The organism is Paracoccus wurundjeri, assembly GCF_030678915.1.
Lineage (GTDB): Bacteria > Pseudomonadota > Alphaproteobacteria > Rhodobacterales > Rhodobacteraceae > Paracoccus > Paracoccus onubensis_A.
The window spans coordinates 12,807-31,834 of sequence record NZ_JAUUTZ010000022.1 but is presented as its reverse complement, the minus strand read 5'-3'; the positions used below and the strand labels follow the sequence as shown (position 1 = coordinate 31,834).

Annotated in this window: 17 protein-coding genes; 4 read left to right on the top strand and 13 right to left on the bottom strand. The window is 61.2% G+C overall.

Annotation, left to right across the window (positions count from 1 at the left end; translation table 11 throughout):
* Positions 1–5: 5 nt before the first annotated feature.
* The 7 genes from Q0601_RS18530 to Q0601_RS18500 all read right to left on the bottom strand — a co-directional run bounded on the left by Q0601_RS18530 (position 6) and on the right by Q0601_RS18500 (position 5,012).
* Positions 6–881 carry a 3-hydroxybutyryl-CoA dehydrogenase gene (locus Q0601_RS18530; RefSeq protein ID WP_305291384.1) on the bottom strand — a complete coding sequence of 292 codons (876 nt, stop codon included), beginning with the start codon at positions 879–881 and terminating at the stop codon, positions 6–8.
* A 190-nt stretch (positions 882–1,071) separates the two neighbouring features.
* On the bottom strand, positions 1,072–1,998 hold the full coding sequence (locus Q0601_RS18525) for an electron transfer flavoprotein subunit alpha/FixB family protein (protein ID WP_305291383.1): 927 nt from the start codon (positions 1,996–1,998) through the stop codon (positions 1,072–1,074).
* A complete protein-coding gene (locus Q0601_RS18520) occupies positions 1,998–2,756 on the bottom strand; it encodes an electron transfer flavoprotein subunit beta/FixA family protein (RefSeq protein ID WP_305291382.1) in 759 nt (252 codons plus the stop codon). Before Q0601_RS18520 ends, Q0601_RS18525 begins: the two co-directional genes overlap by 1 nt.
* A 110-nt stretch (positions 2,757–2,866) precedes the next feature.
* Positions 2,867–3,439 (bottom strand): cob(I)yrinic acid a,c-diamide adenosyltransferase, encoded by a 573-nt coding sequence (locus Q0601_RS18515; RefSeq protein WP_305291381.1) that lies wholly within the window; start codon positions 3,437–3,439, stop codon positions 2,867–2,869.
* Positions 3,439–3,639, bottom strand: a complete 201-nt coding sequence (locus tag Q0601_RS18510; RefSeq protein ID WP_119751495.1) for a twin transmembrane helix small protein — start codon at positions 3,637–3,639, stop codon at positions 3,439–3,441. Before Q0601_RS18510 ends, Q0601_RS18515 begins: the two co-directional genes overlap by 1 nt.
* 23 nt (positions 3,640–3,662) lie before the next feature.
* A complete protein-coding gene (locus Q0601_RS18505; protein WP_305291380.1) occupies positions 3,663–4,484 on the bottom strand; it encodes an SDR family NAD(P)-dependent oxidoreductase in 822 nt (273 codons plus the stop codon).
* On the bottom strand, positions 4,485–5,012 hold the full coding sequence (locus tag Q0601_RS18500) for an SH3 domain-containing protein (RefSeq protein ID WP_305291379.1): 528 nt from the start codon (positions 5,010–5,012) through the stop codon (positions 4,485–4,487). It lies immediately after the preceding gene.
* Between the two features lie 147 nt (positions 5,013–5,159).
* On the opposite strand from Q0601_RS18500, the gene parC reads away from it, so the two are divergent.
* Positions 5,160–7,379: a DNA topoisomerase IV subunit A gene (parC, locus tag Q0601_RS18495; protein WP_305291378.1), complete on the top strand. Its 2,220-nt coding sequence runs from the start codon at positions 5,160–5,162 to the stop codon at positions 7,377–7,379.
* A 55-nt stretch (positions 7,380–7,434) separates the two neighbouring features.
* On the opposite strand, the gene Q0601_RS18490 is transcribed toward parC, so the two are convergent.
* Genes Q0601_RS18490 through Q0601_RS18465 form a run of 6 tightly spaced genes read right to left on the bottom strand, consistent with a single transcriptional unit; the run spans position 7,435 to position 15,523 of the window.
* Complete coding sequence (locus Q0601_RS18490; protein WP_305291377.1) at positions 7,435–10,119, bottom strand: nitrate reductase; 2,685 nt, start codon at positions 10,117–10,119, stop codon at positions 7,435–7,437.
* A 4-nt stretch (positions 10,120–10,123) separates the two neighbouring features.
* Positions 10,124–10,984 (bottom strand): formate/nitrite transporter family protein, encoded by an 861-nt coding sequence (locus Q0601_RS18485; RefSeq protein ID WP_305291375.1) that lies wholly within the window; start codon positions 10,982–10,984, stop codon positions 10,124–10,126.
* Positions 10,985–11,026: 42 nt separating this feature from the next.
* Positions 11,027–11,491 carry a cyanase gene (gene cynS / locus Q0601_RS18480; protein ID WP_305291373.1) on the bottom strand — a complete coding sequence of 155 codons (465 nt, stop codon included), beginning with the start codon at positions 11,489–11,491 and terminating at the stop codon, positions 11,027–11,029.
* Positions 11,492–11,509: 18 nt separating this feature from the next.
* Positions 11,510–11,845: a nitrite reductase small subunit NirD gene (gene nirD, locus Q0601_RS18475; protein ID WP_305291372.1), complete on the bottom strand. Its 336-nt coding sequence runs from the start codon at positions 11,843–11,845 to the stop codon at positions 11,510–11,512.
* Positions 11,842–14,280 carry a nitrite reductase large subunit NirB gene (nirB, locus tag Q0601_RS18470; RefSeq protein ID WP_305291371.1) on the bottom strand — a complete coding sequence of 813 codons (2,439 nt, stop codon included), beginning with the start codon at positions 14,278–14,280 and terminating at the stop codon, positions 11,842–11,844. The genes nirD and nirB overlap by 4 nt, the downstream gene beginning before the upstream one ends.
* Before the next feature lie 13 nt (positions 14,281–14,293).
* Entirely contained in the window at positions 14,294–15,523 is a 1,230-nt protein-coding gene (locus tag Q0601_RS18465) for an MFS transporter (RefSeq protein ID WP_305291370.1), read from the bottom strand.
* 304 nt (positions 15,524–15,827) lie between these two features.
* Here Q0601_RS18465 and Q0601_RS18460 point away from each other — a divergent pair, with 304 nt between their 5' ends.
* From Q0601_RS18460 to Q0601_RS18450, 3 genes are read left to right on the top strand one after another with little or no spacing between them, the layout of a single operon-like run.
* The gene (locus tag Q0601_RS18460) at positions 15,828–16,256 is read left to right on the top strand and encodes a MarR family winged helix-turn-helix transcriptional regulator (RefSeq protein ID WP_119751487.1); all 429 of its coding nucleotides are present in this window, start codon (positions 15,828–15,830) and stop codon (positions 16,254–16,256) included.
* Positions 16,253–17,935 (top strand): efflux MFS transporter permease, encoded by a 1,683-nt coding sequence (locus Q0601_RS18455; RefSeq protein WP_305291369.1) that lies wholly within the window; start codon positions 16,253–16,255, stop codon positions 17,933–17,935. Before Q0601_RS18460 ends, Q0601_RS18455 begins: the two co-directional genes overlap by 4 nt.
* On the top strand, positions 17,932–18,978 hold the full coding sequence (locus Q0601_RS18450) for an HlyD family secretion protein (RefSeq protein WP_305291368.1): 1,047 nt from the start codon (positions 17,932–17,934) through the stop codon (positions 18,976–18,978). The genes Q0601_RS18455 and Q0601_RS18450 overlap by 4 nt, the downstream gene beginning before the upstream one ends.
* The last annotated feature ends 50 nt before the right edge of the window (positions 18,979–19,028 follow it).

Genomic DNA, 19,028 nt, shown 5'->3' with positions numbered 1-19,028 from the left:
GAATCTTATCGCGTCGGAACCGGAGTTTCTCCGCGGTAATCGTAGAAGCCGCGGCCTGTCTTGCGGCCCAGCCAGCCGGCCTCGACATATTTCGTCAGCAGCGGGCAGGGGCGGTATTTCGTATCGGCCAGCCCGTCATGCAGCACGTTCATGATCGCAAGACAGGTATCCAGCCCGATGAAATCCGCCAGTTCCAGCGGCCCCATCGGGTGATTGGCCCCCAGCTTCAGCGATTCATCGATGGATTTGACGCTTCCGACGCCTTCATACAGCGTATAGACCGCCTCGTTGATCATCGGCATCAGGATGCGGTTCACGATGAAAGCCGGGAAATCTTCGGCCGAGGCGGCAGTCTTGCCCAGTTTCTCGACCACCTCGTGCAGCGCCTTGTAGGTGGCCTCGTCGGTGGCGATTCCCCGGATCAATTCGACAAGCTGCATCACCGGAACCGGGTTCATGAAATGGAAACCCATGAATTTCTCGGGCCGGTCGGTGCGGCTGGCCAGTCGGGTGATCGAGATCGAGGATGTATTCGAGGTCAGGATCGTTTCCGGCTTCAGATGCGGCAACAGATCCTCGAAAATGGCCTGCTTGACGGTTTCACGCTCGGTCGCGGCTTCGATCACCAGATCGGTCTGACCCAGATCGGTCAGCGTCAGCGTCGTGGTGATCCGCGCCATGGCGGCAGTTTTTTCCTCGGCGGTGATTTTCTCGCGGCTGACCTGACGTTCCATATTGCGGTCGATCAGAGAGACGGCCTTGTCCAATGCGTCCCGGCTGATATCGTTGAGCAATACATCATATCCCGCCAGTGCAAAAACATGGGCGATGCCATTGCCCATCTGGCCCGCCCCGATGATGCCTATTTTTTCGATCGCCATATCCGCCTCGTATCTTTGATCGGCGTGACGATAGGCCGGGCGATGCGATGCTGCAATGCAAAACCGCCCCCGGATCGTTCCAGAGGCGGTGAAGCTTCGCCGGAGGAAGGGGGCGCTGCCCCCGCCGCGCTTTGCGCGACTCCCCCGAGGTATTTTCGCAAAGAAGAAACGGTCAGAGTTTTTCGGCGGGTTAGAGCTTTTCGGTGAGTTCCGGGACGGTGGTGAAGAGATCACCGACCAGGCCGTAATCGGCGATCTGGAAGATCGGGGCTTCCTCGTCCTTGTTGATGGCGACGATGACTTTCGAATCCTTCATCCCCGCAAGGTGCTGGATCGCGCCCGAGATGCCGATGGCCACGTAAAGCTCGGGCGCGACGACCTTGCCGGTCTGACCGACCTGCCAATCGTTCGGAGCATAGCCCGAATCGACCGCCGCGCGGCTGGCGCCGACAGCGGCGCCAAGCTTGTCGGCCAGCGCCTCGATGATGGCGAAATCCTCTTTCGAGCCGACACCGCGCCCGCCCGAGACCACGCGACCGGCCGAGGTCAGTTCGGGACGGTCGCTTTTGGCGAATTCGTCGCCGACCCACTTAGACAGCGCAGGATCATCGGCGGCGGCGATATCCTCGATGGGCGCCGCGCCGGCTTCGCCCGCCGCGTCGAAACTTGCCGTGCGGATGGTCAGAACCTTCTTCGCATCTTTCGATTTCACCGTCTGGATCGCGTTGCCGGCATAGACCGGACGTTCGAACGTGTCGGCATCGATGATGCCCGAGGCATCCGAAATCACCATCACGTCCAGAAGCGCCGCCACGCGCGGCATGATGTTCTTGGCATCCGTGGTGGCGGGCGCGACGATATGGTCGTAATCGCCCGCAAGGCTGGCGATCAGGGCGGCGGTCGGCTCGGCCAGCCGGTGGCCGTAACGCGCATCCTCGGCGACCAGCACCTTGGCGACGCCGTCGATCTTCGCGGCCTCCTGCGCGGCGTCCCTGGCCGAGGCCCCGGCGCAAAGCACCGTCACATCGCCAAGCGCCTTGACCGCAGTTACGGCCTTGGAGGTGGCGTCAACGCTCAGCTCGCCTCCGGTTACTTCTCCAAGCAGCAGAACCGCCATCACACCACCCCCGCTTCTTTCAGTTTGCTGACCAGTTCATCGACCGATTCGACCTTGATGCCCGCCTTGCGGCCCTCGGGCTCGCGCGTGCTGACGATTTCGAGGCGCGGGCTGACATCTACCCCGTAATCGGCGGCGGTCTTTTCATCCAGCGGCTTCTTCTTGGCCTTCATGATATTGGGCAGCGAGGCATAGCGCGGCTCGTTCAGGCGCAGATCGGCGGTGACGATGGCAGGCAGCCTGACCTCGATAGTTTGCAAGCCGCCATCGACCTCGCGGGTGACTTTCGCCGCCTCGTCCTCGATCTCGATCTTGCTGGCGAAAGTGGCCTGCGACCAGCCCAGCAATGCCGACAGCATCTGGCCGGTGGCGTTCATGTCGTTGTCGATGGCCTGTTTGCCGGCGATGACCAGTTTCGGTTGTTCTTCCTCGATGATTTTTGCGAGGATCTTGGCAACCGCCAGAGGCTCGATATCCTGATGCACGTCATCGGCGGCGACTACCAGAATGGCGCGATCAGCTCCCATGGCAAGCGCGGTGCGCAGCGTTTCCTGCGCCTGTTTCACGCCGATGGAAACGGCCACGACCTCTTCGGCCACGCCTTTTTCCCGAAGCCGGATCGCTTCTTCCACCGCGATCTCGTCAAAGGGGTTCATCGACATCTTCACATTCGCCAGATCGACACCCGATCCGTCCGCCTTCACGCGGGCTTTCACGTTATAGTCAATCACGCGCTTGACCGGCACGAGGACTTTCATTCGCCTCTCCCTTAGTTTGCGTCATCTGTCGAGAGGCAGTGTTATCGGCAGATTTCGCGGATTTACAGTATAAAAACGCCATGCGACGCGACGTTTGCGGCAGTCATGCGCTAACGGCTGCCGCCCGGAACCCACAGGATGTCCCCGTTCCCGCCGTCATTCGACAGGCGGGCGGCGACAAACAGCCAATCGGACAGGCGGTTGAGATAGCGCACTGCCGAGCCGTTCACATCGCCACCCTGCGCTAGTTCTGTCGCGCGGCGCTCGGCCCGGCGGGCGACGGTGCGCGACAGATGCAGATGCGATGCCAGGATGGTGCCGCCCGGCAGGATGAAGCTGCGCAGCGGTTGAAGACCGGCATTCATTTCGTCGATTTCCCGTTCCAGCCGTTCGACCTGGGAATCAATGATTCGCAAGACGGGGTAACCCGCCTGATCGTCCGCCGCCATATTGGGGCGGGCCAGATCCGCGCCCAGATCGAAAAGATCGTTCTGGATCACCGACAGCCGGTCAGCCAGCATATCGGCGGCATGCAGGCGGCACAGGCCAAGCGTTGCGTTCAATTCGTCCACGGTGCCATAGGCCTCGACCCGGGGATCGTGCTTGGCCACGCGGCTGCCATCGGACAGCGCGGTATCGCCCTTGTCGCCGGTGCGGGTGTAAATCTTGTTCAGAACGACCATCAATTCGACCTTATCCAGATGAACAGCATGATCAGGGCAACGGCGATTGCCTGCGCAATGATCCGCCACCGCATCATGCGATTGCCGTGTTTGCGGTTGAATTCACCACCGCGGGCAAAGCCGCCGATGCCGGTGGCCAGAATGGCCAGCACGACCAGCATCGCAAGGATGATGACAAGGAACAGGGGCTTGTCTTGCATGGATCCGCCTTTCAGGGCCGACCCTATCCCTGCCGCGCCAGCCAGTCCAGTGCGCGGGTCGGCAGAATCCGGCGGCCAAGCCCCGAAATCCATGTCGGCACCGTGACATAATAGCGCGGGGCCGGATTCGCCGCCGTCAGGGCATGCAGGATCCGGTCGCTGACCGCCGAGGCGGGAAGTTCGAAGCGGTCTTTCTTCTTCGCCGGTTCATAGAGCCGCTTCAGCAGGCTTTTCCGGTATTGATCGGCGCGGGGGCTGGCTTGCCAGTTCACCCATTTCTCGAAATGGGGGATGGCGTTTTCGCGGATGCGGCTGGCGATCGGGCCGGGCTCGATCAGGATGACCCTGACGCCGGTTCCCTCCATCTCTAGGCGCAATACATCGGTCAGCCCTTCAAGTGCGAATTTCGTCGCCACATAGGGGCCGCGCCAGCGAATCCCGATCAGTCCGAGGACCGAGCTGATATTCACGATCCGCCCACCATGTTCGCGGAAATGCGGGATCAGCCGGACGGTCAGGTCATGGGTGCCGAACAGATTGGTCTCGAAGATCGAACGCAGGGCATCGCGCGGGATATCCTCGACCGCGCCGGGCAGGGCGAAGGCCGCGTTGTTCACCAATGCGTCCAGTCGCCCGCCCGCCAGAACCTTGCTCACCAACTCTGCCACGCTGTCCGGGTCGGACAGTTCCAGATGATGGCATTCCATACCTTCCGCGCGCCGCGCCGCGATATCTTCGGCTTTGCGACAAGTGGCGACGACATGCCAGCCTTCGCTTTGCAGGCGCCTTGCGGTATCCAGCCCGATCCCCGATGAGCATCCGGTGACAAGAACCCGTCCCGGCATCTAGGGCGCGTCTTCCGACAGGAACTGACCCGACATATAGCCGATCCGTCCATCCATATCGCGGATCTGCACCCATTCCGTATCCAGTGGCCCCAGGGCCTCGACCGGCGCGCCGGCATCCAATGCGCCGATCACCCGGTCATTCGTCGAAGGCCCCGAGCGGACATTCACGCTTGCGGCACTGACATACAGAACCGGCCCTTCCGCTTCGGCGATCGTCTGCGGGGTCTCGAGGGGCCGGTCTTCATATTCGGGCGACGGTTGCAAATCCGGGCCGGGGAAATCCTGCACACGCTCGGGGGTTTGAACTTCGGGCTGTACCAGATCTGCGGGGGGGTCGCTATCGGCGCCGTTGGATTCCGGTGTGGCGGGCAGTTCGGGCAGCAAATCGGATACGGGCTTTTCCTCGGGGACGTTCTGTTCCGCAGGAACCTGCGGCCTAGCCGACGGTGCACCCGTGCCATATGCCGATAATACATAGAGCAGCGCTGCGACCGTCGCTGCTATCAAAACTATCAATCGTAACATTGCGTCGCCCTTGTCCCGCGCCTCTGTCCCACCGGTGGATCACGGATGGATTACACTTTCGTGATAGTAACGCCAAGATAGCGTGGCATGTTCCGCAGGTGAATTTCCGTCTGGACCGTTGGCGATTGTCAGCCTATCCAATACGACATGTCTGACGATTTGCCCACCGAACCCGAGAACACGCAGGCCGAGCCACTCAGCCGCGCCATTGGCGAGCGCTATCTGACCTATGCGCTTTCCACGATCATGAACCGCGCTTTGCCGGATGCCCGCGACGGGCTGAAGCCGGTGCATCGCCGCATTCTTTACGCGATGCGCGAATTGCGCCTGTCGCCGAACGGAGCGTTCCGCAAGTCGGCCAAGATCACCGGCGATGTGATGGGCAATTATCACCCGCATGGCGATGCTGCGATCTATGACGCCATGGCGCGGCTGGCGCAGGATTTCGCGATGCGCTATCCGCTGGTGGACGGGCAGGGCAATTTCGGCAATATCGACGGCGACAACCCCGCTGCTGCCCGCTATACCGAGGCGCGGCTTGCGCTTGCATCGGAAGCATTGATGGACGGGCTGGCCGAGGATGCGGTTGATTATCGCCCGAATTACGACGGCACCCTGACCGAACCGGTGGTGCTGCCTGCGGCTTTCCCCAATCTGCTGGTCAACGGGGCGTCGGGGATCGCGGTGGGGATGGCGACGAATATTCCTCCGCATAACCTGCACGAGGTGATCGATGCCTGCCTGCATCTGATCAAGACGCCGGATGCCCGTGACGATACGATTGCAGGGATCGTGCAGGGTCCGGATTTCCCGACCGGCGGGGTGCTGGTCGAGAGCCGCGAAACCATTGCCGAGGTTTACCGCAGCGGACGGGGTGCCTTCCGGATACGCGCCAGATGGGAAAAAGAGGATCTGGGGCGCGGGCAATGGCAGGTCGTCGTCACAGAGATCCCCTATCAGGTTCAGAAATCCAAGCTGATCGAGCGGCTGGCCGAACTGATCCAGAACCGCAAGATTCCCATCCTTGCCGATGTCCGCGACGAATCCGCCGAGGATATCCGCATCGTGCTTGAGCCGAAAACCCGCAGTGTCGATCCCGAGCAGCTGATGGCGGCGCTTTACCGGGTCAGCGATCTCGAACTGCGCTTCAGCCTGAACATGAATGTGCTGATCGACGGCCGGGTGCCCAAAGTGTGCAGCCTCAAGGAAGTGCTGCGGGCATTTCTGGATCACCGCCGCGACGTGCTGATCCGGCGCTCGAATTTCCGGCTTGAGAAGATTGCGGCACGGCTTGAGGTGCTGGAGGGCTATCTGGTCGCCTATCTCAACCTTGACCGGGTGATCGAGATCATCCGCTATGAGGATGAGCCGAAAAAGATCATGATGGCCGAATTCGGCCTGTCGGATGTTCAGGTCGAAGCGATCCTGAACATGCGCTTGCGCGCCTTGCGCAAGCTTGAGGAAATCGAGCTTCGGGCCGAACGCGACAATCTTCTGGAAGAGCGCGAGGGCTTGCAGGCGATGCTGTCCGATGAGGGCGCGCAATGGGCGCGGATCGCCGAACAATTGCGCGAGGTGCGGAACCTGTTCGGCAAATCGACGCCCGAAGGGCAGCGCCGGACCCTGATCACCGATGCCACCGATGTCGAGCCGATCGACATGGATGCGATGATCGAGCGCGAGCCATTGACCGTGATCCTGTCCAAGATGGGCTGGATCCGGGCCATGAAGGGGCATCAGCCGCTGGATACCGAGCTGAAGTTCAAGGATGGCGACGGCCCGGGACTGGCGCTGCATGCCGAGACGACCGACAAGCTGCTGGTCTTTGCTTCGAACGGGCGCTTCTATACGCTGCCCGCCAATGGCCTGCCCGGCGGCCGGGGGATGGGGGAGCCGCTGCGGCTGATGGTCGATCTGCCTAACGATGCCGATATCGTCGCGCTGTTTCCCTGGCGTGAGGGCGAGAAATATCTGGTTGCCTCGAAAGACGGGAACGGGTTCATCGTGCAGTCGGGCGATACACTGGCGCAAACGAAATCCGGGAAACAGGTGCTGAACGGTCACGCCCTGCTGTGCAAACCCGTCAGAGGCGATCACGTCGCGGTGGTGGGGGAGAACCGCAAGATGCTGGTTTTCCCGCTGGACGAATTGCCCGAAATGGCGCGCGGCAAGGGAGTCAGGTTGCAGAAATACAAGGATGGCGGCTTGTCGGATGCGATCTGCCTGACGCTGGCGGATGGGCTGAGCTGGCCGATGGGCGGCGGCAAGACCCGTACCGAAAGCGATCTTGAGGAATGGGTGGGCAAACGCGCCGGAGCGGGCCGGATGGCACCGCGCGGCTTCCCCAGAGACAACAAATTCGTCTGATCGGCTGATCCTTGCGCGCCCGGCCGGGGGATGATCTTATCCCCGGCCGTCGTTCCTAGGCTTCGGCAAGATCGCGCGAGGCGCGCGTGTTGTCGCCGGTATCCGTGAGGGTGGAAGCCTCACCCGTGCAGCGTTGCAGGATAACCCTGATCTCTGACCGGCAAGAGCCGCAATTTGCCCCTGCGCCCAAAGCCACGCCGATCTCATCGAGTGACGAGAGTTGCTGGCTTCTGATGGCGCGCTCGATGGTCAGGCTGCCGACGCCCGCACAGGCGCAGATGGTCGGGCCAGTTTCTGGCTGATCCAGAGGCGGGATGCCTGCCATATCCGCCGGTTCCCACATCTTGCCCAGCAGCCCGGCGATATGGCTACGCGACACCGCGACCGGTTGCGGGCCGGTGAACAGCATTGCCTGCAACCGGTTGCCATGAAGCGCGGCGAAACGGTGGATTTGACGATGCCGGTCATGCAGGGTGATCAATTGCGCATCAATGTTCAGCAATTCCCGGACATATTCTTCCCAATCATCCGGCGAGCGGTCATCCGCAAGCTCGTATTGATTGCCGCCGGGCAGCACTGCCTTGGCCCAGTAGGACGTCGCGGGTGACAGGTCGTTCTTCGTCAGCATGAAGCCATACCAGCGGGGGTTATAGCGCTCTATCGACACTGCCGCGGATTTGAGCGCGGGCTGTCCCGACACCGGATCCACGGCGGCAGGAACCACTGCCCCGACGCGCCCTGCCTTGCCCGTCTCGCCGGTCCAGTGGATAGGTGCGAAAGGATGACCGGGCTTCACACGGTCGGTCACCAGAACCCGCAGGACAGAAGTGCCATGCCGATTTGCGACCCTTGCCAGATCGGCGGGTTGCAGGTTTAGCCGATCGGCGTCGTCTGGGTGAAGTTCCACAAACGGCTCTGCCAGATGCTGCGCCAGCCGTGGCGATTTTCCGGTCCGGGTCATCGTGTGCCAATGATCCCGCACCCGTCCGGTATTCAGGCGGAACGGATGCCCGTCGCCGATCGCCTCGGGAAGCTGTGGCCGGATGGGCAGCATCCGGGCCTTGCCATCGACAGTATGAAAACGCCCGTCGGTAAAGAAGCGCCCGCCTTTGCGCGTGGCGGATTGAGGCCAGAGGATGGGCGCCATCCGGTCGTATTCCGCGCGGGACATCGCGGCACAGGCCGAAATGTCGAAATCGCTTCCCAGCGTCCCGGCGATTTCGGACAATGCGGCATATTCGGAAAATATCTCTGCCGGATGCTGCCATGCGAATGCCTCCGGCCAGCCCATCCTGCGGCCGATCTCGGCCAATATGCGCCAGTCGTCCCGGGCCTGACCGGGGGCGGGCAGGAACGGGCGTTGACGGCTGATCCGGCGTTCGGAATTGGTGACTGTGCCGTTCTTTTCACCCCAGCCGGTCGCGGGCAACAGCACATCGGCAAGCCGGGTCGTGTCGGTTCTGGCCATGACATCCGACACTACGGTGAAATCGCATCCGGCGATGGCACGGGCGACGCGGTCGGCATCGGGCATCGAAACGGCGGGATTGGTGCAGATGATCCACAACGCCTTGATCCGCCCGTCTTCCACCGCCCTGAACATGTCAACGGCTTTAAGACCCGGCCTTTCCGCAATGTGGGGGGAGTTCCAGAAATCCCGGACAGTATCCCGATGCATGGGGTTCTCGATCTCCAGATGACAGGCCAGCATATTCGCAAGCCCGCCGACCTCGCGCCCGCCCATGGCGTTGGGCTGTCCGGTGACGCTGAACGGCCCCATCCCCTCGCGCCCGATGCGCCCGGTCAGCAGATGGCAGTTGATGATCGCGTTGACCTTGTCCGTGCCGCTTTCGGACTGGTTGATGCCCTGCGAGTAGACCGTGACGACTTTCTCGCTGGCCAGCCATATTTCCAGAAACCGGGCCAGTTCCGCAGGGTCCAGCCCCGTCATCGACGGATCGGATGCCCGTGCCGCCGCGATGGCCTCATCCGCGCCCGCCAGATGATCGCGAAACCTGGCCGAGGCAAACCCGCGCCGGTCGATCTCGGCCAGAAGGGCATTAAAAAGCGCCGCGTCGCTTCCTGGTTCGATGGCCAGATGCAGGTCGGCGATATCGCAGGTGGCCGTTCGGCGCGGATCGATCACGACAATCCGCATCGACGGGCGCGCAGCCTTGGCCGCTGCCAGACGCTGATACAGAACGGGATGGCACCATGCGAGGTTAGAGCCGGTCAGGACCACGCAATCGGCCTGTTCGAGATCCTCGTACAAACCCGGTACCGTGTCCGAGCCGAAGGCCCGGCGATGCCCCGCCACCGACGACGCCATGCAAAGGCGTGAATTCGTGTCGATATTCCCCGATCCGATAAAGCCTTTCATCAGCTTGTTGGCGACATAGTAATCTTCTGTCAGCAATTGGCCGGAAACATAGAAGGCGACGGAATCCGGCCCGTGGGCCGCGATCGTCTCGCTGAGCTTCCGGGCAACCAGATCAAGCGCCTGATCCCAATCCGTTTCCTGCCCGCCGATCTGCGGCGCCAGCAGACGCCCTTCAAGCCCGACGGTTTCGCCAAGCGCCGAGCCCTTGACGCATAGCTTGCCGAAATTGGCAGGATGATCGGGATCGCCCTCGATTGCGACGCCGCCCATCCCGTCAGGCGTCGCAAGCACTCCGCATCCGACACCGCAATAGGCGCAGGTCGTGCGGACCGGTCCGGGGCGGTTACAGCATTCCGTCATCCGGTTATTCTGCCGGAATCTCTGCGGGAACGGATGAATGCGGCCTGGCTTCCGGTTTGTCCCGCAGCGAAGCAGAGGTTCTGTAATGCGTGGAATAGATCATCGCGCCGACAAAGGTCAGCCCGCCCACCACATTGCCGAGGATGGTCGGAATTTCGTTCCAGATCAGGTAATCCATCCAGGTGAATTGTCCACCCAGCAGAATCCCCGAGGGAAACAGGAACATGTTCACGATGGAATGTTCGAATCCCATGTAGAAGAAAACCAGGATCGGCATCCACATCGCCATGATCTTGCCCGAGACCGAGCTGGACATCATCGCACCCACGACGCCGGTCGATACCATCCAGTTGCACATCACCGCGCGGATGAACAATGTCAGCATGCCGGCAGATCCGTATTCGGCATAGCCAAGGGTGCGGCCTTCGCCGATATGGCCTATCTTCTGCCCGATTTCGTTCGGCTCGGTCGAAAAGCCGAATGTGAAGATGATCGCCATGAAAACCGCAACCGTCATGGCGCCCGCGAAATTGCCGCAGAATACCAGCCCCCAGTTGCGCAGCATTCCCCTGACCGTCACACCCTTGCGGCGATCCAGAAGCGCCAGAGGGACCAGCGTGAACACTCCGGTCAGCAGATCGAAGCCCAGAAGATAAAGCATGCAGAACCCGACCGGAAACAGCAATGCGCCGATCAGGGGATTGCCGGTATTCACCGTAACGGTAATCGCGAAGGCTGCGGCAAGCGCGAGGATTGCCCCGGCCATATAGGCGCGGATCAACGTGTCCTTGGTGGACATGAAGACCTTGGATTCTCCGGCATCAATCATCTTTCGGGCAAAATCTGGTGGATTGACATAGGACATGCGTGTTCCTTTCCGGTTGAGTGATCCCGATGGGGCAGGCGGTTACCAGTTTGCGTATTCCAGATATTTGCCGGACATGGTGATCCTGACACGGTCGCCTTTGGGGTTGGGTTCCCGCTCGATCGCCATCGAAAAATCTATCGCTGACATGATGCCATTGCCGAATTCCTCGTTGATCAACGCCTTGATCGTCGGGCCATAGACCCCGACGATCTCGTAAAGGCGGTAAACGCATGGATCGGTCGGCACGGTCTGGCCCCAGAGTTTCAGCGGGCTTTCGGCCAGCAGGGTCACTGTGCTTTCGGGCAATCCAAGCAATTGCGCGAAGGCGCGGGCCTTGTCTTCGGGGAAAGCGTTCATGCCGGTCGCGGCGGAATGGGTCCAGACCGGCGACATGCCGATCTTCCCCGCGATTTCGGTCCAGCTCAGCCCCGCTCTTTTCTTGGCGCGCAGGATCATCGCGGTCAGATCGTCGCGTGTGATCTCATCGGGGGTCATCTTGTTCATGGAAACTCCTTCCGCGGCTCAGGCCGCATGGCTGCGGGCGATCCGGGATGCGTCGATCAGGATGCGGCCCTTCTCGACCCGCGTTGCATAGGTGCCGACCTGGCCGTTATCGGCGCCGGTGGCTTGGCCGGTATTCATGTCGAAGACCCAGTTATGCAAAGGGCAGGTCACCGAACTGCCGTGAACGATACCTTCCGAAAGCGGGCCACCCTTATGCGGGCAGCGGTCGTCCAGTGCGAAAACGCGGTCATCCGCGGTGCGGAACACAGCGATGCAGCCTTGCGCGGTGCGTACCAGCCTTGCGCCTTGCACGGGAATATCCGCCAAAGCCCCGATATCGACGAATTCGGTCATTCCGCGGCCTCAAGCGTGAAATCCGCCATCGGCGCCCATTTGCCCGATTGATCGCTGGCGGAATGTTCGGCCCAGGGATCCCTGCGGTAGATCGACTGGCTGATCTCGAACCGTTCCACCAGCGCCCGACGCTCATCCGGATCCTGCACGACCCGTTCCTTCACCCAGTCCAGACCGACCTTGGCGACCCATTTATAGGCGCGATCCAGATATTTCGCATTTTCCCTGTAAAGCTGGATGAAGGCGGTGATGATCTCGATCGCTTCATCCTCGGACGGAGTGGAGGCCAGTGGTTCGGTTTCCTTCAACTCCATCCCGGCGGCGCCGGCCACGCTGATCTGATAGCCGGAATCGACACAGATCACGCCGATATCCTTGCAGGTCGCCTCGGCGCAGTTCCGGGGACAGCCGGAAACGCCCAGCTTGACCTTATGCGGAGTCCATGATCCCCAAAGCAGCTTTTCCAGCCGGACACCCAGTCCGGTCGAATCCTGGGTGCCAAAGCGGCAGAATTCCTTGCCCACACAGGTTTTCACCGTGCGCAGTCCCTTGGAATAGGCATGGCCCGAGACCAGCCCGGCCTTGTTCAGATCGGCCCAGATATGGGGCAGATCCTCTTTGCGGATACCTAGCAGATCAAGCCGCTGTCCCCCGGTGACCTTGACCATGGGCACGTCATATTTCTCGGCCGCGTCGGCGATGGCCCGCAATTCGGCGGGCGTCGTCACGCCGCCCCACATGCGGGGCACGACGGAATAGGTGCCGTCCTTCTGGATATTGGCGTGATTGCGTTCGTTGACGAAGCGCGACTGGCGGTCATCCCGATATTCGGTCGGCCAATCGGCAAGCAGGTAGAAATTCAGTGCCGGGCGGCAGGAATGGCAGCCGCCGATGGTTTTCCAGCCCAGTTCCTGCATCACCGCCGGGATGGATTTCAGGCCCATCGACTTGATGAGACGGCGCACATCCTCGTGGCTGTGATCCGTGCAACTGCACATTCCGGCAGGGATCGGCGCGGCAAAGGCATCGCCCAGCGTCGCCTTCATCACCTGTTCGACCAGTCCGGTACAGGTGCCGCAGGATCCGCTTGCCTTGGTCTGTGCCCTTACCGCGTCCAGGGTGGTCGCACCGCCCTGAACCGCTTCGACGATCCGCCCCTTGCAAATGCCGTTACAACCGCAGATCTCCGCCTCAGGCGGCAAGGCTGCAACGGCCTCCATAGGGTCCAGCTTGCCGCCTCCTTGAAAGGCCGGGCCGAAGATCAGCGTTTCGCGCATATCGCCGATATCGGTTCCGTCTTTCATCAGGCTGTAGAACCAGTTGCCATCGGCGGTATCGCCATACATCACGATACCGATGATCCGGTCACCCTCCAGCACCAGCCGCTTGTAGATGCCCCGGCCCGGATCGCGGAAAACAATATCCTCGCGCCCCTCGGCTTCGGCGAAATCCCCGGCACTGAACAGATCGCAGCCGGTGACTTTCAGCTTGGTCGCTGTTTGCACCGGGCGGAATTCGGCGGCCTCGCCAAGCAGGGATTTCACAAGAACTTTGGCCTGATCGTATAATGGCGCGACAAGGCCGAAAAGCTGGTTGCGATGCTCGACACATTCTCCAAGCGCGAAGATATGCGGATCGCTAGTGCGCAATGCGTCATCGACGACGATGCCGCGCTCGACCTCGATCCTTGCGTCTACGGCGATGCGTGTTTCGGGGCGGATACCCACCGCCATGCAGACCAGATCGGCGGGATAGACAGTGCCATCTTCCAGCAGCACGGCCTCGGCGCGGTCATTTCCCAGAATGGCCTTGGTCGCGCCACCGCAATGCACTCTGATCCCGCGCGATTCCAGATCGCGTTTCAGCAGATAGCCCGCCGCCGGATCAAGCTGACGCTCCATCAGGTGATCCATCAGATGAATGACGGTCACGCTGGCGCCGCGCGCGGCCATGCCTGCCGCCGCCTCCAGCCCAAGTAATCCACCGCCGATCACAACGGCATCCTTGCCAGCGATGCCGGCCTGAATCATGGCATTCGTGTCTTCCAGATCGCGATAGGTCACGACGCCGGGCAGTTCCTTTCCGGCCACGGGAATGATGAAGGGCGCAGAGCCGGTGGCGATGACAAGCGCGTCATATTCGGTCTCGCGCTTGTTCGTGCGAATCCTCCGGGCCTCGCGGTCTATGCCGACCACCGCCTCGCCGAAATGACAGGTCACGCCGTGGGCGGCATACCAGTCATCGTCATGGGTCACGATATCTTCATAGGTTTTTTCGCCGGACAGAACCGGCGACAGCATCAACCTGTTGTAGTTGCCGCGAGGCTCCAGATTGAACAGAGTCACATCATAGGCGTCGGGATCGGCTTCGAAGAGATGCTCCAGCATCCGGCCCGAGGCCATTCCGGCCCCGATGACAACCAGTTTCCTTTTCATCGAATTCTCCATTTCAGGCGGCTTGCGGCGCGTCTGCGCGGTCGATGCGCCGGATCGAAACTTCCATCCATGCAAGGCACAGCGCGACAAGGACGAACATTGCCATGAAGCAGCTTGACCAGAGGCCGGTCGCGTCACGCAGCCAGCCGAACAGGAAGGGCAGGAAAAAGCCGCCCAGCCCGCCGATCATGCCAACCAGCCCGCCGACCGCGCCGACATTTTGCGGGAAATAGCTTGGCACATGCTTGTAGACGGCGGCTTTGCCAAGGCTCATGAAAAAGCCCAGCACGAATATCACCGGAATGAAGATCAGGATCGGGACGCCACCGGGAAGGGACAGGATAGCGGTCGTCAGAAGCGAGACGGCAAGCATCCGGTACATTACCCGGCGCGCGCCGATCCGGTCCGAGAGTATCCCGCCATAGGCGCGGAAAATGGATGCGGGAACGGAATAGGCCGCGCCGATCATCCCTGCCGTCTTGATGTCGAAGCCGTAAACCTCGATTAGATAATGCGGCAGCCACAGCGCCAGCGCGACGAAGCCGCCAAATGCGAAGAAATAATAAAGTGAGAATCGCCAGACCCGCATATTCGCCAACGGCGCGAATTCGTCACGCAGATTGCGTGGCGGGCGGCCGGTCGCGCGCTCTTGCCGGATAACCGGATCGTCTTCGCTGAGCAGCCAGAACAAGATCGCGACAAGGACCAGCACTGCGGCCCAGATCTGCGCTGTCGCCTGCCAGCCCAGCGCGACCATGACGAAGGGCGCTACGAATTTGGTGAGTGCCGCGCCGACATTGCCGACGCCAAAAATACCCAGTGCCGTGCCTTGTTTCGAGGATGGAAAGAAGCGCGAGACATAGGCGACGCCCACCGCGAAAGAGCCCCCCGCAAGCCCGACGCCAAGCGCCGCCAGAAGCATCTGCGGGTAGCTGCCGGCCCATGACAGAAGAAAGGTCGCGGCGGCGGCGGCGAGCATGGTCACGGTATAGATCAGCCGACCGCCAAGCCGGTCAGTCATGATGCCAAGAACGATCCTGACCACCGATCCGGTCAAGATCGGCATGCCGAGCAGAAGCCCGAACTGGGTATCCGACAGCGCCAGTTCCTGCCGGATTTGCACGCCGATGATCGAGAATATCGTCCAGACGGCAAAACAGACGGTAAAGGCGACCGTGGAAAGCGTCAGTGCTTTATTGGCAGTCGTTGCTGGCGGCATTGCCGGATTTTCTGTTTCCGACATGGCGGCTCCGATTCGCTATAATGTCGCTGATGCGCGGGCAGTGCCGCGCGGTTTTCTGCTTCAGTTAGCTTTGGCGACAGATGTGAAGGCAACGGATCCGGGCCGTTTTGCTGCGCGGGATTCCGTAAACGCCGGGTTCTTTTGCAGTTGCAGAGGCAAATGCATCAGGAACAGCCAGATTGATGACGATTCCGGCGGGCGGCAAGGTTTCGAAAATGATCGCAAGATCACTTGAACCCGCCGCTGAAAACCATTAGCTGGCTAATGAAATATAATAAGCCAGCTAACGAAATCCCATAATCCCATGTCCACCGATCCCACCATCATCGACTCGCTCTTGCAGGTCATGCGGCTGATGCGCCGCCATTTCGACGAATGCGTCCGCGAAATGGGCCTGACCATGTCACGCGCCCGCGTTATTGTGGAACTTGCGCGGCACGACGGCATGTCGCAAAACGATCTTGCCCGCGTCATGATGATCGAGCCGCCGACATTGAAGCGGCAGATCGACGCGCTTGAAGCCGACGGCTTCGTTGAATGCCGCCCGGCAGAGGATGACGGGCGCAAGAAGGTGATCTTCCTTTCCGAAAAGGGGCGCCAAAGCAAGGTCAACGAATTCAGCCAGTCGCTGCGGGATGACGTTTTGCAGGATATCGATGCGGCTGATCTGGCCACGGCCCGGCAGGTGCTGGACCAGATCGCCGCGAATATCAGAAAGCTGGCCGACCGATGAGTGCCGCGACCGATCAACCGCTTGCCGACCAGCCGCCGGCCGGTCAAGCTTCGAAAGAGCAGACCGAAACGCCCCTGCCGCCACCGGAGCCGCCATTTTCGCTATATAGGGCGATGGCCTATATGGGGGCCTCGATGGTGCTGGCGCTGTCGCAGGGGCTGGGGCAGGGTTTTGTCACGACCAATATGCCGCAGATTGCGGGTGATCTGGGGATTACCACGACGGAAGCCGCCTGGCTTATGGCGGCCTATATGATCCCGCGCGCGGTGCTGCCCTTGATGCTGATCAAGATAAGGACGCAATACGGCCTTCGCCGTTTCGCCGAGATCGGCATCGCGCTTTATGTTCTGGTATCCTTCGCCGCGGTCTGGATGTCCGATCTCAGATCGGCAGTCACGATTCAGTTCCTGTCGGGCTGTGCGGCTGCGCCGCTGGCGACGCTTGCATTTCTGTACATGCTGGAACCCCTGCCGCAGCAATGGAAAATGCGGATCGGTTTGCCGCTTGCGCTGCTGTTCCTGATGTCGGCCCCGAATCTGTCGCGGGTCATCTCGCCCGCCCTGATAGGAGACGGAGGGCTGACATGGGTGCATCTTGTCGCGCTTGCGCTTGCGATGATGTCGATGGGACTGGTCTATCTGCTGCCCCTGCGCCCGGTGCCGCGTGAGCGGGTCATCAAATCGCTGGATATCGTCAGTTTCCTGCTGATCGGGGTGGGCTTTGGCGGCCTGGTCATCTGCTTTGTCATGGGGCCGATCCATTACTGGACCGAGCAGGCATGGATCGGCGTTCTGCTGGCCATATCCGTCCTGTCCCTGACCGGCGCCGTCGCGATCGAACTGAACCGGAAAGAACCGCTTATCGACATCCGGTGGCTGACCAGCCCGGCGATTCTGCATCTGACCGCGACATTGTTCCTGTTCCGTCTGATCCTGTCCGAACAGTCCAGCGGCGCGCCCCGAATGTTCACGGCACTGGATGTCGCTCCGTCGCAGATGATCACGCTGTTCACAGTGATCCTGATTGCCTGCGTGATGGGCGCGCTTGCCTGTATAGCATGGATCAAGCCCGGGCGCGAAAAATGGTTTCATCTTGCCGCGCTTGTGCTGATTTTCACCGGCGCGTTGATGGACAGCCGCTCGACAGTCCTGACCCGGCCCGAGCAGATGCTGATCAGCCAGGCACTGATCGGCTGTGCGGGTATGCTGTTCATGCCGCCCGCCGCGATGATGGGGCTGCTTTCGGCATTAGCGAAAGGCCCGCAATATCTGCTTTCCTTCGTGATCGTGTTTCTGTCGACGCAAAGCCTTGGAGGGGTGCTTGGCTCGGGACTGTTCACGACATTCATCAATCATCGTCAGGCCGGCTATTTTCAGGCGCTGGCCGAGCAGTTGACGGTGACCGGTCAGCAAACCACCGCGGCGATCGCCGCCGGAGCCGCGATGACGGTTTCGCGGATCGTCGATCCCGTGCAGCAACAGTTGCAGGGGGTTTCGCTGCTGGTGCAGGAGGTTACCCGGCAATCCTACGTACTGGCTTATAACGACGCCTATTTCCTTATTGCCCTGATCGCGGGCGGAGCCCTGACCGCGTTGCTTCTGCATGTGTTCCGCGACTGGCTGGCGCAGCGGATGACCCGCGATCAGGGACCTTCAGACATTACGGAACCGAAGACATGAACAAGACCCATATTCTTCCCACAATCATTGCAGTCATCATCGGCATTGCGGGTATTCTGCTGCTGTTATTCGCCTGGCATCTGCCGCCTTTCCAGCCTGCCGAGCCGACGACCGAGAACGCCTATATCCGTGGCAGAATCACAACCATCGCCCCGCAGCTTTCCGGCTATGTCAGCGACGTGGCGGTCAAGGATTTCCAGACCGTCAAGGAGGGCGACGTCATCGCGCGGATCGACGATCAGAGCTATCGCCAGAAACTCGCGCAGGCCGAAGCCCAGCTCGAGGCGGCAAAGGCTGCGCTGGAAGTTGGTGAACAGGATGTCCGGTCGGCAGAAGCGACCATGCGTTCGAACGAGGCCATGCTTGCATCGGCAAGATCCGGGCTGGAAACCTCGGAGGCAAGCTGGGACCGCGCGCATGCGCTGCGTGAGCGGGGCGTGGCCTCGCAATCCTCCGAAGACGAGTCGCAACTGGCGCTGCGGCAGGCACGGGCATCGGTGACGCAGGCTGAAGCCGCGCTTGACGTGCAGCGCGAGGCGATCAATTCGGCAAAAGTCGCGCTTTCCTCGCGGCAGGCGGATATCGCCGCTGCCGAGGCGGCGGTTGAACTGGCCCGGATCGATCTGGAGAATACCGTGATCCGTGCGCCATCGGCGGGGCGGCTTGGCCAGATTGCGGTGCGCAAGGGACAATATGTCACCACCGGCACGGCTTTGGCGTCGCATGTCGGCGAGGATATCTGGATCGTGGCCAATTTCAAGGAAACCGGATTGCGCGGGATGCGTGTCGGGGAAACCGTGACCTTCACCGTCGATGCGATGCAGGGGCGGGAATTCACCGGCAAGGTCGAGGCGTTCTCGCCCGCGACGGCATCGGAATTCAGTGTCATGTCAGGTTCGAACGCAACCGGCAATTTCACCAAGATCGCACAGCGTCTGCCCGTCCGCATTTCGATCGATCCGGATCAGGAGATGTCGGAATATCTGGCGCCGGGCCTGTCGGTCGTGGTGCGGGTGGATATCGATCATATGCCGGGAAGCTGATTTCTGCGAACCGGAGGCGCGGCTTGCGCCCGGGGGCATGGACATGCCTT

What these genes read in the sequence shown, in the direction of transcription:
- Q0601_RS18530 (WP_305291384.1), bottom strand. Translation starts at nt 881, where the DNA reads ATGGCGATCGAAAAAATAGGCATCATCGGGGCGGGCCAGATGGGCAAT.
- Q0601_RS18525 (WP_305291383.1), bottom strand. Translation starts at nt 1,998, where the DNA reads ATGGCGGTTCTGCTGCTTGGAGAAGTAACCGGAGGCGAGCTGAGCGTT.
- Q0601_RS18520 (WP_305291382.1), bottom strand. Translation starts at nt 2,756, where the DNA reads ATGAAAGTCCTCGTGCCGGTCAAGCGCGTGATTGACTATAACGTGAAA.
- Q0601_RS18515 (WP_305291381.1), bottom strand. Translation starts at nt 3,439, where the DNA reads ATGGTCGTTCTGAACAAGATTTACACCCGCACCGGCGACAAGGGCGAT.
- Q0601_RS18510 (WP_119751495.1), bottom strand. Translation starts at nt 3,639, where the DNA reads ATGCAAGACAAGCCCCTGTTCCTTGTCATCATCCTTGCGATGCTGGTC.
- Q0601_RS18505 (WP_305291380.1), bottom strand. Translation starts at nt 4,484, where the DNA reads ATGCCGGGACGGGTTCTTGTCACCGGATGCTCATCGGGGATCGGGCTG.
- Q0601_RS18500 (WP_305291379.1), bottom strand. Translation starts at nt 5,012, where the DNA reads ATGTTACGATTGATAGTTTTGATAGCAGCGACGGTCGCAGCGCTGCTC.
- parC (WP_305291378.1), top strand. Translation starts at nt 5,160, where the DNA reads ATGTCTGACGATTTGCCCACCGAACCCGAGAACACGCAGGCCGAGCCA.
- Q0601_RS18490 (WP_305291377.1), bottom strand. Translation starts at nt 10,119, where the DNA reads ATGACGGAATGCTGTAACCGCCCCGGACCGGTCCGCACGACCTGCGCC.
- Q0601_RS18485 (WP_305291375.1), bottom strand. Translation starts at nt 10,984, where the DNA reads ATGTCCTATGTCAATCCACCAGATTTTGCCCGAAAGATGATTGATGCC.
- cynS (WP_305291373.1), bottom strand. Translation starts at nt 11,491, where the DNA reads ATGAACAAGATGACCCCCGATGAGATCACACGCGACGATCTGACCGCG.
- nirD (WP_305291372.1), bottom strand. Translation starts at nt 11,845, where the DNA reads ATGACCGAATTCGTCGATATCGGGGCTTTGGCGGATATTCCCGTGCAA.
- nirB (WP_305291371.1), bottom strand. Translation starts at nt 14,280, where the DNA reads ATGAAAAGGAAACTGGTTGTCATCGGGGCCGGAATGGCCTCGGGCCGG.
- Q0601_RS18465 (WP_305291370.1), bottom strand. Translation starts at nt 15,523, where the DNA reads ATGTCGGAAACAGAAAATCCGGCAATGCCGCCAGCAACGACTGCCAAT.
- Q0601_RS18460 (WP_119751487.1), top strand. Translation starts at nt 15,828, where the DNA reads ATGTCCACCGATCCCACCATCATCGACTCGCTCTTGCAGGTCATGCGG.
- Q0601_RS18455 (WP_305291369.1), top strand. Translation starts at nt 16,253, where the DNA reads ATGAGTGCCGCGACCGATCAACCGCTTGCCGACCAGCCGCCGGCCGGT.
- Q0601_RS18450 (WP_305291368.1), top strand. Translation starts at nt 17,932, where the DNA reads ATGAACAAGACCCATATTCTTCCCACAATCATTGCAGTCATCATCGGC.